This is a genomic window from Reyranella sp. (assembly GCF_965279625.1).
GTDB lineage: Bacteria > Pseudomonadota > Alphaproteobacteria > Reyranellales > Reyranellaceae > Reyranella.
Genome location: NZ_OZ257251.1, coordinates 1,110,687 through 1,122,687, shown reverse-complemented (window position 1 = coordinate 1,122,687; position 12,001 = coordinate 1,110,687). Strand labels below are relative to the sequence as shown.

Annotated in this window: 11 protein-coding genes; 10 read left to right on the top strand and 1 reads right to left on the bottom strand. The window is 64.1% G+C overall.

The genetic code is table 11. From position 1 onward, the window contains the following. Nucleotides 1-6 precede the first annotated feature (6 nt). The 10 genes from ACQY78_RS05395 to ACQY78_RS05350 all read left to right on the top strand — a co-directional run bounded on the left by ACQY78_RS05395 (nucleotide 7) and on the right by ACQY78_RS05350 (nucleotide 10,994). Entirely contained in the window at nucleotides 7-276 is a 270-nt protein-coding gene (locus tag ACQY78_RS05395; RefSeq protein WP_428683488.1) for a cupin domain-containing protein, read from the top strand. Then, the gene (locus ACQY78_RS05390) at nucleotides 276-1,928 is read left to right on the top strand and encodes a hypothetical protein (protein ID WP_428683486.1); all 1,653 of its coding nucleotides are present in this window, start codon (nucleotides 276-278) and stop codon (nucleotides 1,926-1,928) included. The genes ACQY78_RS05395 and ACQY78_RS05390 overlap by 1 nt, the downstream gene beginning before the upstream one ends. Before the next feature lie 104 nt (nucleotides 1,929-2,032). After that, on the top strand, nucleotides 2,033-3,196 hold the full coding sequence (locus tag ACQY78_RS05385) for a phosphoserine transaminase (protein WP_428683484.1): 1,164 nt from the start codon (nucleotides 2,033-2,035) through the stop codon (nucleotides 3,194-3,196). A gap of 96 nt (nucleotides 3,197-3,292) precedes the next feature. After that, nucleotides 3,293-4,876, top strand: a complete 1,584-nt coding sequence (gene serA / locus ACQY78_RS05380) for a phosphoglycerate dehydrogenase (RefSeq protein WP_428683482.1) — start codon at nucleotides 3,293-3,295, stop codon at nucleotides 4,874-4,876. Between the two features lie 449 nt (nucleotides 4,877-5,325). Then, nucleotides 5,326-8,937, top strand: coding sequence for a hypothetical protein (locus ACQY78_RS05375; protein ID WP_428683480.1), 3,612 nt, complete (start codon nucleotides 5,326-5,328; stop codon nucleotides 8,935-8,937). An 89-nt stretch (nucleotides 8,938-9,026) separates the two neighbouring features. Further along, nucleotides 9,027-9,422: a hypothetical protein gene (locus tag ACQY78_RS05370; RefSeq protein WP_428683478.1), complete on the top strand. Its 396-nt coding sequence runs from the start codon at nucleotides 9,027-9,029 to the stop codon at nucleotides 9,420-9,422. 127 nt (nucleotides 9,423-9,549) lie between these two features. After that, a complete protein-coding gene (locus ACQY78_RS05365; protein ID WP_428683476.1) occupies nucleotides 9,550-9,792 on the top strand; it encodes a hypothetical protein in 243 nt (80 codons plus the stop codon). A 45-nt stretch (nucleotides 9,793-9,837) separates the two neighbouring features. Continuing rightward, nucleotides 9,838-10,104: a carboxymuconolactone decarboxylase family protein gene (locus ACQY78_RS05360; protein ID WP_428683474.1), complete on the top strand. Its 267-nt coding sequence runs from the start codon at nucleotides 9,838-9,840 to the stop codon at nucleotides 10,102-10,104. Between the two features lie 32 nt (nucleotides 10,105-10,136). Continuing rightward, nucleotides 10,137-10,616 (top strand): hypothetical protein, encoded by a 480-nt coding sequence (locus ACQY78_RS05355; RefSeq protein WP_428683472.1) that lies wholly within the window; start codon nucleotides 10,137-10,139, stop codon nucleotides 10,614-10,616. Nucleotides 10,617-10,670: 54 nt separating this feature from the next. Further along, nucleotides 10,671-10,994 (top strand): hypothetical protein, encoded by a 324-nt coding sequence (locus ACQY78_RS05350; protein WP_428683470.1) that lies wholly within the window; start codon nucleotides 10,671-10,673, stop codon nucleotides 10,992-10,994. Nucleotides 10,995-11,009: 15 nt separating this feature from the next. Here the strand turns inward: ACQY78_RS05350 and ACQY78_RS05345 are convergent, their stop codons facing one another. Next, nucleotides 11,010-11,987: a Bug family tripartite tricarboxylate transporter substrate binding protein gene (locus ACQY78_RS05345; protein ID WP_428683468.1), complete on the bottom strand. Its 978-nt coding sequence runs from the start codon at nucleotides 11,985-11,987 to the stop codon at nucleotides 11,010-11,012. Between the last annotated feature and the right edge of the window lie 14 nt (nucleotides 11,988-12,001).

Below are 12,001 nucleotides of genomic sequence, written 5' to 3'. Positions count from 1 at the left end.
GGATGGATGGATCGCCAGTCATTCGAGACCGATTTGAAGCGCGAAGGCTATGACGAGGTCCTGACCGGCTCGACGCAGGGCCCCAAGCACAACGCCGAGCACAGCCATCCCTACGACGTGAAGGCGATGGTGATCGACGGCGCGATCACGCTGGCCTGGGAGGGCAGGACGCAGACCTTTCGCCCCGGTGAGATCTTCACCATGGCGCGCGGTTGCCCGCACACCGAGACCTTCGGGGCCGAAGGCGCCGTGACCCTGGTCGGCCGCAAGCACTAGTGACGAGGACGACGCCCGCCTGGCAGCTGCTGCTCGCCTTCGCGCTCTCGCTGTCGACCTTGTGCGTGCTGATCGGGTGGCTGCAGAACGTCCACATCATCAGTTCGAACGGGATGTACAAGAGCATCCAGGCCGAGCCCTGGATCGCCAGCCCGTCGACCGCGCGGCTCGACCCGTCGAACTACCTGTTCTTCCCGCTCTATGGCGTCAGCGCCCGATTGCTCGACATGCTGGGCATCCTGCGCGGCGTGCCGTGGAAGCAGTTCGCCTATCTCAATGCCTTCTGGGCAAGCCTCGGCACCGTCGTCATCTACGCCTTCGCGCATCGGCTCACGGGGAGTGCGCTCGTGGCGGGGCTGGCATCGGTGTTCCATCTCGGCTGCGGCTTCGTCCTGCTGCTGTCGGTCATCAGCGAAGACATCATGCCGGGCTATGTGTTCGTGCTGGCCTCGATGGCGCTGGCCGGACTCTGGTTCGACCGGCCGACAGGGAAGCGGATAGCTCTCGTCGGCGTGCTGTTCACGCTCGGCTGGCTGATCGAATGGCGGTTGATGTTCCCGACCCTGCCGGCGCTCGTGCTGGCGCTGTTGGTCGCGCCGGAGCCGATGCGGCGACGCCTTGGCCATGTGCTCGTACTCGTCGCGTCGATCCTCGCGACGTCGGGCATCGTGCAGCTCTCGTGGGAAGGCCATAACGGCGCGATCGGGCTGCACGACATCCTGTGGACCGGGAAGGGTGTCGCCACAGGCTGGGCAGGCTTCTCCTGGGACAAGGCCTGGATGATGTTGTCCGGCGTCGGTAACTACCTGGTGCTGGTCGGAGGCTTCGTCGATCCGCGGTCGGCGCGCGAGGCGCTGGCGCCGCTATCCTTCTCCGTCGTGCTGCAGGCTGCGATCTTTCTTGCCAGCGTGATCGTGCTGTGGCCGCGCCGGCACGAACCCCGCCTGCGCGCGGTCGCCATCGTCTTCCTCGGCACACTGGGGGCAGGGCAGGTCCTCAATTTCTATTCCCAGCCGCAGGATCCGCAGATGCAGCTCAACGTCATGCCATGGCTCACCGTGGCCTGGACGTTGCTGCTCGTGGCATGGCTTCCGGCGCGCCGTGGTGTGGCCATCACGCTCGCGGTCCTGTCGTTCGCGCCGTTCGCCTGGAACGTTTCGGCGCTGGCCAGGTGGCGCGGCGACGACACGCGTTGGCTCGCGGCGACGGCGGCGCTGGAGAAGCGCTTCCCCCCCGACTCCAGCGTCTTCCTCTATTTCGGCTACGAGTCGATCACGACGTGGAAGTATGCGCTGTGGAGTCGTACCTGGGATTGGGACAACAAGGTCGCGATCCCACCAGCGCCGTCCGCCGATCCGAAGTTCAAGTGGATTGCCGTCAATGCCGGCGCGATCCGCCATCCCGGCTGGACGGCGGCTGAACATGCAGCGGCCTTGAAGCGCGACATCGACCTGGCGCTCGACCGAGGCTATCGCGTCATCGTCTCCGACATGTGGTCATGGCCGCCCGATATCTTGGCGGCCTATCTCGGCACCGTTGCGGCATCCAACCGCAGCGATGCCATCTATGGCATGCTGCACGACGACTACCGCGCAACGGAGGTGTTCAGAGATTCGACCGCCGGGACCTACTATGAGTTGCAGCGCCGCTGAGCCGACGCGCGACAATCTCTCCACATTGACGGCACCCCCGCCGGCTCGTATACGGGCCGCGGGCCACGCTCCCCCACCGGAGTGCATTTCTTCTGTAAGGGAGAATGACAATGACAAAGCCGTCTCTGCGTCCCGCGCGTCCCGATTTTTCTTCGGGCCCCTGCGCCAAGCGTCCGGGTTGGACACCGGAAGTTCTCAAAGATGCTGCCGTCGGGCGGTCCCACAGGTCGAAGCTCGGCAAGAAGAAGATCGTCGAGGCGGTCGACCGCACGCGCGCGATCCTCGGCATCCCGGCCGACCATCGCATCGCCATCGTTCCTGCGTCCGACACCGGCGCGGTCGAGATGGCGCTGTGGTCGCTGCTCGGCGCCCGCCCGGTCGACATGTTGACCTGGGAGAGCTTCGGCGAAGGCTGGGTCACCGACGTGGTGAAGCAACTCAAGCTCAAGGACACCCGCACGCTCAAGGCGCCCTATGGCCAGATCGCCGATCTGAAGTCGGTCGACTGGACGCATGATGTCGTGTTCACCTGGAACGGCACGACCTCCGGCGTGAAGGTCCCCAACGGCGACTGGATCGCCGACGACCGCGAGGGGCTCGCGATCTGCGACGCGACCTCGGCCGTGTTCGCCATGGACCTGCCGTGGGCCAAGCTCGATGTCGTGACCTGGTCCTGGCAGAAGGTCATGGGCGGCGAGGGTGCGCACGGCATGCTCGTGCTGTCGCCGCGCGCCATCCAGCGTCTCGAAAGCTACACGCCGGCCTGGCCGATGCCCAAGATCTTCCGCCTCACCTCGGGGGGCAAGTTCTCCGAAGCCATCTTCAAGGGCGACACGATCAACACGCCGTCGCTGCTGTGCATCGAGGACGCGATCGACGGTCTGAAGTGGGGCGAGGGCGTCGGTGGGCTCCAGGGCCTGATGTCACGCTCCGAGGGCAATCTCGGCGTGCTGGAAAAGTTCGTGGAGCAGCGGCCCTGGGCTGCCTTCCTGGCGGCCGACAAGGCGATCCGTTCCAACACGTCGGTGTGCCTGGTCATCAAGGCGCCGTGGTTCACGGCATTGCCGGCCGACAAGCAGGCTGCGGCGGCCAAGAAAATGGGCGACCTGCTCGAGACCGAGAAGGCGGGCTACGACGTCGGTTCCTACCGCGACGCCCCGCCGGGCCTGCGCATCTGGTGCGGCGCCACGGTCGAGAAGGCCGATCTCGAGGCGCTGCTGCCGTGGCTCGACTGGGCCTACGGCGAGATCGAGCGCGAATTTTCATAGCCGGGGGCGCGTCACTCCAGTGACGCGTCTTCCTCTTGAATCATGATCGCGCCACTGGAGTGGCGCGCCCCCAGCACAAGAAATTGGAGTCATCCCATGGCCAAGCCCAAGGTTCTCATCTCCGATGAGCTGTCCCCCCGCGCCGTCGAGATCTTCTCGGAACGAGGCTGCGACGTCGATTTCAAGCCGGGCCTGAAGCCCGCCGAGCTGCGCGAGATCATCGGCAACTACGAAGGCCTGGCGATCCGCTCGGCCACCAAGGTGACGGCCGAGGTTCTGGCGGTGGCCAAGAAGCTCAAGGTCGTCGGCCGCGCTGGCATCGGTGTCGACAATGTCGACATCAAGGCCGCCACCTCGCACGGCGTCGTCGTCATGAACACGCCGTTCGGCAATGCCATCACCACCGCCGAGCACGCCATCGCGCTGATGTTCGCCGTTGCCCGCCAGGTGCCGGAGGCCAATGCCAGCACCCAGGCCGGCAAGTGGGAAAAGAACAAGTTCATGGGCACCGAACTCAGCTTCAAGACGCTGGGCCTGATCGGATGCGGCAATATCGGTTCGATCGTTGCCGAGCGGGCCATCGGCCTGAAGATGCGCGTCGTGGCCTACGACCCGTTCCTGAGCGACCAGCGCGCCGCCGAGCTCGGCGTCGAGAAGGCGACGCTCGAGCAGGTGCTCGCCCGCGCCGACTTCATCACGGTGCACACGCCGCTCACCGAGCAGACCAAGAACATCCTCTCCCGCGCCAACCTGATGAAGACCAAGAAGGGCGTGCGCATCGTCAACTGCGCGCGCGGCGGACTGGTCGACGAGCTGGCCGTCCGCGACCTGCTGGTCTCGGGCCATATCGCGGGCGCGGGCTTCGACGTGTTCGTCGAGGAGCCGGCCAAGAGCAACGTCCTGTTCGGTGCGCCGAACCTCGTCTGCACGCCGCATCTCGGCGCCTCGACGGTGGAAGCCCAGGAGAACGTGGCCCTGCAGGTCGCCGAGCAGATGGCCGACTACCTGCTGACGGGCGCCGTGACCAACTCGCTCAACATGCCGAACGTCTCGGCCGAGGATGCGCCCAAGCTGGCGCCCTACCTCGACCTCGCCGAGAAGCTGGGCTCGTTCGCGGGCCAGCTCACCGACACCGACATCAAGGCGGTTTCGATCGAGTTCGAGGGCCAGGTGGCGAAGCTCAACGTCAAGCCGCTGACCCAGGTCGCGCTGATGGGCGTGCTGCGCCCGCAGCTCACCTCGGTGAACATGGTCAATGCGCCGGTCATCGCGCGCGAACGCGGCATCGAGGTGGCGGAGGTCAAGCATGAGCGCGAGACTGACTACAATTCGATGATCCGCCTCTCGGTCACGACCGAGAAGTACACGCGCTCGGTCACCGGCACGCTGTTCGGCGGCAAGCATCCGCGCATCGTCGAGATCAAGGGCATCGAGATCGACGCCGAGTTCGCGCCGCACATGCTCTACATCACCAACGACGATAAGCCGGGCTTCATCGGCCGCCTCGGCACGCTGTTGGGCGAGGGCAAGGTCAACATCGCCACCTTCCATCTCGGCCGCGACACGCCGGGCGGATCGGCCATCGCGCTGGTCCAGGTCGACCAGCCGATCTCCGATGACCTGATGGGCAAGATCGTCGGCATCGAAGGCGTGGTGCAGGCCAAGGCGCTGGGATTCTGATTGCTGTTTGATGACGCGAAGGTCCGCTGGGCGGACCTTCGCGGTGCTCTTGAGCGAACCGCTCAGAAGGCTTCCCAGCTATCGGTCGAAGCCCCTCCAAGATAGATCGACGAGTTATTGGCGCTGGCGCACCGGCTGAAGGCGGAAGCACTTCCGCCAGGCATGTTCGCGTGTCCGAAATCTGACGTTTGCCAGCGTACCTTGCATTAGTTGCCAATAGATTGCGATTTACAATCGCACCGATTGCCCCTTAACTTACAGAACATCGTTCTGTGGGAATTTTGTGCCGAATATTCTCTTATTGCGGGAACTTGGGCGGGCTCCGGCTGAAGCCCTCTCGGCAGCATGGCCGTCGGCCGCGCGGCGCAGGGGACCCCGACAACCGAGTTCGTTCGGCCGCCAGAGGCGGCCGTTTTGGTGTGGGGCGTGATCTTCAGGAGTAGCTGGGCATGGCGAGTTTCATCGGCACTTCGGCCAACGAGACTTTTGACGGCACCGAGTTGAACGATACGGCGATCGGCGACGGGGGCAACGATACACTGAACGGCAACGGCGGCGACGATACGCTTCACATCAACGGCCGCGGTACGAGTGCGGCGGTCGGTGGGAGTGGCAGCGATACGTTGATCGCAGAAGACGGCGGCGCGAAGTCGTTGTTCGGCGAGGAGGATGACGATTATCTCTATGTGGGCGGCAGGGCGAACGGTTATCGACTTTATGGAGGCGATGGCTTCGACACGCTTGGCCTCTACGGCTCGACGACGATCGACTTGTCTTCAACTTTACTCTCCGACGTCGAAGCCTTCGTCGGGACGAATTCAGACGATAAGATTACTCTCAATCTGGGAGACTTTACCGCCTTCAGCACGTTCGATGGCGATGGCGGCACCGATATCTTGAGCCTGAGGAGCATTGGAGACCAGGATGTTTCTGATGTGACGACGGGGGCGTGGTTCAACCTTACGAATACCGAGAGATTGAGGGTCCTTGGCGGGGCGGACGACGACCAGCTCCGAGTGTCGGTCGAGCAGTTCGCTGAGGTGGACGTCTTCAAATTGGGGCTGGGCTCGGACGTCTTGCATGTGGAGACCGCGGGCGATGTCGATTTGACGATACGCTTCCCGCGCCTGTCCGAAGTTGAGACCCTCATTCTGACGGGGTCCGGCAATGTCCGGATGAACGTGGCGCAACATGCCAAATTCACGTCGATCGCGAGCGATATCTCTGTAACGGTGGCTGACACCGGCGTCCGGCTTCAGCGCTACACCGAGGAGCAGCTAGCCGACATGGCCGAACGCGTTGACATGCTCGATGCGACGGACGACGTGCTGGCGCTCACCGTGGCGAAGTTCCAGGCACTTGGTCCGATCTCCCTGACGAGCGAAGACGTCGTGACCCTCGCCGATACCGGGGCCAATCTCGCGGCGTTGACTGCGGCGGAGCTCGCTGCCGCCGTAGCGGCGGGTGTCGATAAGATCAATGCAACCGATAATGCGCTCTCCCTGTCCGTGGAACAGTATCGCGCCATTGCCGGCACGATCGAGCTGACGGCCGGGGACGCGGTGACGCTCGCCGATACCGCCGCTGCGCTCGGTGCGATGTCCGTGTCCGATATCGCTGGGCTCGCCGGCAGGGGCGTCGACCGAATCGATGTGGCCAACAACGCACTCACCTGGTCTTTGGCACAAGTCCAGTCGCTGGGAGCCGTGAGTCTCACCGTTGCGGACAAGGTGACGGTGGCCGGTACCGGCGCCGAGATCGGGGCGCTGACGCCGGCGCAGCTCAGCAGCCTGTCGGCGAAGGGCGTGGATCGGCTCGATGTCACCGACGGTGCGCTGACGCTGACAAAGGCCCAGGCTCTGGCGCTGCGCGCAATATCGCTCGCGGATGCCGCTGTGGTCGTCGTCGCAGACACTGGTTCGCAGCTGACGAAGCTCACACCGGATCAAATTTTCGATCTTTGGACGAAGGGCGTCGACCGCCTCGATGCGAACAACGATTCACTAACCCTTACCGTGGCTAAGTACGACGCCTTACATGGCATTGGCCTGACGGCGAATGATCTCATCACCCTGAGTGACAGCAGTGCCAATATCAGCGCGCTCACCGCCTCGGCCATCGCGGCGCTTGCGGCGAAGGGCATCGACCGGGTGGATGCAGCTGATGGCGTGCTGACGCTCAGCGTGGCACAGTATCGAGCCTTGGGGACAGTCGCGCTGACCCTCGCCGATCATGTGATCCTGGCGGACACCTCGGCGAACCTCGCGGCGCTTACGCCGGCCGAGAACGCTGCCCTGGCCAGCAAGGGCATCGACGAGGTCGTGGCCGTCCTTCCCACCACGATCGAGACGACGATGGCGAGCTATACGCTCGACTCCTTCGCCAACAATCTGAGGTTCATTGGCACAGGACCTTTCTCGGGAACCGGCAATGATCTGGACAACGTAGTCACTGGTGGCGACTCGGGCGATACGCTGAGCGGTCTCGCCGGCAACGACACGCTGGTAGGCGGCAACGGCGATGACATGCTGATCGGCGGCGTCGGGAGCGACATCCTGAGTGGCGGCGCGGGAAGTGGAGATTACGCCTCCTATGTCAACGCCACCACCGGCGTCACCGCATCGCTTGCCAACCCGTCGGCAAACACTGGCGAAGCCGCCGGCGATACTTATATCTCGATCGAGCGACTGGCAGGTTCCAGCTTCAATGACACCCTGGTCGGCGACGCCGGTGCCAATACGCTGCGTGGCAACGCGGGCGCCGACGTCCTCAACGGCGGCGCCGGCAGCGACTATGCGAGCTATACTACCGCCACAACTGGCATCACGGCTTCGCTATCGAATCCAGGCATCAACACGGGGGACGCGGCGGGCGATACCTATCTCTCGATCGAGTCTCTCGCGGGGTCGAATTTTGACGACATCCTGACGGGTGACGCTTTCGATAACACGTTCCAGGGAAATCTTGGATCCGACCATATCGACGGCGGGGCGGGCTTCGATTACGCGTCCTATTTCAACGCGACCACGGGTGTCACCGCGTCTCTGGCCAATGCGACGATCAATACAGGCGAGGCGGCGGGCGACACCTATGCCCAGATAGAAGGGCTCACCGGCTCGGTGTTTGCCGACATCCTCGTCGGCAATGGTGGTGATAACTGGCTGCTTGGAGGTGGTGGCGCCGACCAACTGGATGGCGGCGCGGGCTTTGACACTGCGGGCTACGGGAACTCCACGATTGGTTTGACGGCATCGCTCCTCAACCCTTCAGCCAACACTGGCGAGGCGGCTGGTGACGTCTACACATCCATCGAGGGGCTGAGCGGTTCGTCGTTCAACGACATCCTGATCGGAAATGCTGGCAACAACATGTTGTCCGGTGGCTTCGGCAACGATTCGCTTTCCGGCGGCGATGGCAACGACCAACTTCTGGGCGGTTCGGGTGACGATTTCCTCGAAGGAGGGGCGGGTGCCGATGCATTCAACGGCGGCGACGGGACCGATACGGTCTCTTACTATCAATACAGCGTCTCTGGCGGAGCCGGCGTTACCGCATCGCTGGACAACGCTTCGATCAATACCGGCGATGCAGCCGGAGATACGTATGTCTCGATCGAGAATCTCGGTGGAACGTTCTGGAACGACACGCTGATCGGGACCAGCGCGAACAATGTCATCGACGGTGTCAACGGCACCGATGTGTTCAATGGCCGGGGAGGCGTGGACACGCTGATCGGCAACGGCGGGGGCGATACTTTCGTCTTCGACTCTGCGATCGGCGCCGGCAACCTTGCGACGATCTCCGGCTTTGCGCACGGCCAGGATCATTTCAACCTGGACAATGCGATTTTCACGCAGCTCGGGGCCGAGGGAGCGCTCAGTGCGGGGGCCTTCGTAAACGGCGCCGCAGCCCTGGACGCGAGCGATCGTATCATCTTCAACGCCGCCACGGGCAATGTGAGTTACGACGCCGATGGCTCCGGTGCCGGAGTGGCCGTGGTCTTCGCAACGATGCAAAACCTCGGCGTGGCGCTGGATCACACCGACTTCATGATCGTCTGACGCTAGAACGATGGCCCGAACCGGATCGTGCAAGCTCGGGCGCCAGGACGGGTTGGATGCCGTCCGCGCGTAGCTGGGCGTATCGCACCGTGGCGGGCTTCGTCATTGCGCCAATGATGCCGGCGCTGATCCTCGCTGGGATCGTGCTGGCTGCCGGCGGCAATGCGCAGACGCTCGGGTACGCGGCCTTTGCGGGCTACATTGCCTATCCTTTTGCCTTGCTTGTCGGCCTGCCGGCTTTCCTTGTCATGCGCCGCAGAGGCTGGGACGGGTGGCGCGCCTATGCGATGGCCGGGATCGTGCTGGGGGTTGTTTTCCTGGGCCTGTTTGCCGGGCTGGCGGGCTTCGAGGGCGATGCAGCCGATCCCGCCTGGCTGAATCTGCTGGCCAATCTCGCCTTTTTGCTCCCGTTCGTGCTCGTCTGCGCGCTGGGCTCCGCGATGGCTTTCTGGTGGATCGCGCGGCCCGATCTCCAGCGGCCTTGATCCGGGCGCTGGCTGGGCTGGTCATTTCGAAGCCTTCGGCGGTCTCATGGCGTCATGAGAAGATGTTCGTCGCTTTGGCGCGCGCGCGAACGCTAACGTTCGCTTCCCAGCAACAGCGAGGTGCACGATGCCCCGTGTCAGCGAGATTGAAGAGGATGGCGGCGATCCGACTCTGAGGGCTGTCTTCGATCGCCAGCGCGAGATGTTTGGCGGCCTGCTCAATCCGACCAAGGTGATGGCGCATTGTCCGCCGATCCTTCGCGCTGCCGGCATGCTGGGCCAATCGATCGAGCAATCGGGGCTGCTGCCGAAGGGGCTCCCGGCACTGCTCTACGTGCGCGTCGCGACCATCAACGGCTGCCCGTTTTGAATCGACATCAATTCCGGCCGTGTGCTGGAAACGACGGAAGGCGGGATGGAGAAGCTGGCCGAGGTCACGACCTGGCGCGAGAGCACGCTCTTCTCGGAGGTCGAGCGGCTTGCTCTCGAATATGCCGAGCGCATCACCTACACCGATCGCAAGGTCGACGATGCGCTGGTCGCCCAGCTCAAGACGCACTTCAGCGAGGCGCAAATCGTCGAGCTGACGGCCGCTATCGCCATGGAGAATTTCCGCTCGAAGTTCAATCCGGCGTTGGGCATCGAGGCGCAGGGCTTCTGCATGGTGCCCAAACGCGGTTAGACTGGCGGCAACAATAGAAGCCCGAGGAAACGATGACCGAGACCGTCCGCTACAGGGATCGCACGAGGGACTATTATCGCGCGCTCGGTTATCCGTCCGACTATGTCTGGTCGCGCTTCGACACGGTGCCGTTCGCGCCTCTCGCCAAGCCCTTGTCCCAGGCGAGGATCGGTCTCGTCACCACGGCAAGTCCGCCCGACCTCGGCAATCGCGATGCGTCCGGCACGCGGCAGGTCTGGTCCAGCGCGGTCTCGCCGGCGCCGGCCAAACTCTTTACCGACAATCTCGCGTGGGACAAGGAATCGACCCATACCGACGACCGGGCCAGCTTCCTGCCGATCGAGGCCGTACAGCAATGGGCGACAGAGGGCCTGGTCGGCGGTGTGGCGGCGCGTTTCCATGGCGTGCCCACCGAGTACAGCCAGCGCAAGACGATCGAGATCGATGCGCCGCAGGTTCTGGCGCGATTGCGCGCCGACGGCGCCGACGTGGCTTTGCTCTCACCGCTTTGACCCGTCTGCCACCAAACCGTGAGTTTGGTCGCTCGTCATCTCGAAGCCAACGGAATGCCGACCGTGATCGTCGGTTCGGCTCGCGACATCGTCGAATATTGCGGCGTGCCGCGCTTCCTCTTCACGGATTTCCCGCTGGGCAATCCGTGTGGCCCGCCATGGCGACGGGACCTGCAGCGCATGATCGCGGGGCAGGCGCTGGAACTCCTGCGCGATGCCGACGCGCCGCGCACCACGCGGCGGTCGGATGTGCTCTGGCCGTCCAACGATGACTGGCGCCCGCGCTATGGGCGCGTGAAGCCTGAGGATGTCGAGCGCCTCAGGGCAGTGGGCGAAAAGAGGCGGCGCACACAGGCGCAGGCACGGACGCCCGGTTGAGGCGGTCCGCGGCCGCTACTCCATCTGGATGTTGAGCTTCTTCAGGGTCGTGGCCCAGAAGGCATGCTCGTCGGCGACGAACTTGGTGAACTGGGCGCGCGTCCGATCGGGCGGCATTTCCAGGCCGTCGCGGGCAAGCGCTTCTTCCCACTTCGGGTTCTTCATCGCTTCCTTGGCGGCCTTGTCGATCTTGTCGAGGATGTCCGGTGGCGTCTTGGCGGGGGCGAACAGGCCTTGCCAGCTGGTGACGACGACATCGATGCCCTGTTCCTTCAAGGTCGGTACGTCGGGCAGCGACTTGATGCGCTTGTTGCCGGTCACCGCCAGCGCCTTGAGGTTGCCGCCCTTGACTTGGGAGACCGCCGGCGGCAGCGACGAGAAGTTCATGGTGATCTGGCCACTGATCACGTCGGCCACCGCCGGTCCGGTGCCCTTGTAGGGCACGTGGGTGAGCTTGACGCCGGCAGCTTCCGCGAACAGCGCGCCCGCCAGGTGGTTGTTGCCGCCCACGCCCGACGACGAATAGGTCAGCTTGTCGGGATCCTTCTTGGCCAGGGCCACCAGTTCGGCCGCATTCTTGGCCGGCACCGAGTTACCCACCACCAGCACGTATTGGTAGTCCGTGATCTGGCAGATCGGCGCCAGGGCGGCGAGGGTGTCGATCATGCCCTTCTGGACGTGCGGGTTGATGATCACGTTCGTGCCAACGGCGACAAATATGGTCTGTCCGTCCGGCTTGGCGTTCGCGACCGCGCGCAGGCCGATCGAGCCGGCGGCGCCGCCCTTGTTGTCGATGATGATCTGCTGGCCGATCACCGGCGTCATGACGTGCGCCAGTTCGCGGGCGTTAATGTCGGTGCTGCCGCCCGCGGCATAGCCGACGACGAAGGTGACCGGACCGGCTGGCCATGCGGCTTGGGCACGCAAGGTCGACGGCAGCAGCAGGGACGAGCCTCCGAGGGCCAGAGCGTGGCGGCGGGTGATGGGAAACATGTTCTTCCTCCTGT

What these genes read in the sequence shown, in the direction of transcription:
- ACQY78_RS05395 (WP_428683488.1), top strand. Translation starts at nt 7, where the DNA reads ATGGATCGCCAGTCATTCGAGACCGATTTGAAGCGCGAAGGCTATGAC.
- ACQY78_RS05385 (WP_428683484.1), top strand. Translation starts at nt 2,033, where the DNA reads ATGACAATGACAAAGCCGTCTCTGCGTCCCGCGCGTCCCGATTTTTCT.
- serA (WP_428683482.1), top strand. Translation starts at nt 3,293, where the DNA reads ATGGCCAAGCCCAAGGTTCTCATCTCCGATGAGCTGTCCCCCCGCGCC.
- ACQY78_RS05375 (WP_428683480.1), top strand. Translation starts at nt 5,326, where the DNA reads ATGGCGAGTTTCATCGGCACTTCGGCCAACGAGACTTTTGACGGCACC.
- ACQY78_RS05365 (WP_428683476.1), top strand. Translation starts at nt 9,550, where the DNA reads ATGCCCCGTGTCAGCGAGATTGAAGAGGATGGCGGCGATCCGACTCTG.
- ACQY78_RS05360 (WP_428683474.1), top strand. Translation starts at nt 9,838, where the DNA reads ATGGAGAAGCTGGCCGAGGTCACGACCTGGCGCGAGAGCACGCTCTTC.
- ACQY78_RS05355 (WP_428683472.1), top strand. Translation starts at nt 10,137, where the DNA reads ATGACCGAGACCGTCCGCTACAGGGATCGCACGAGGGACTATTATCGC.
- ACQY78_RS05350 (WP_428683470.1), top strand. Translation starts at nt 10,671, where the DNA reads ATGCCGACCGTGATCGTCGGTTCGGCTCGCGACATCGTCGAATATTGC.
- ACQY78_RS05345 (WP_428683468.1), bottom strand. Translation starts at nt 11,987, where the DNA reads ATGTTTCCCATCACCCGCCGCCACGCTCTGGCCCTCGGAGGCTCGTCC.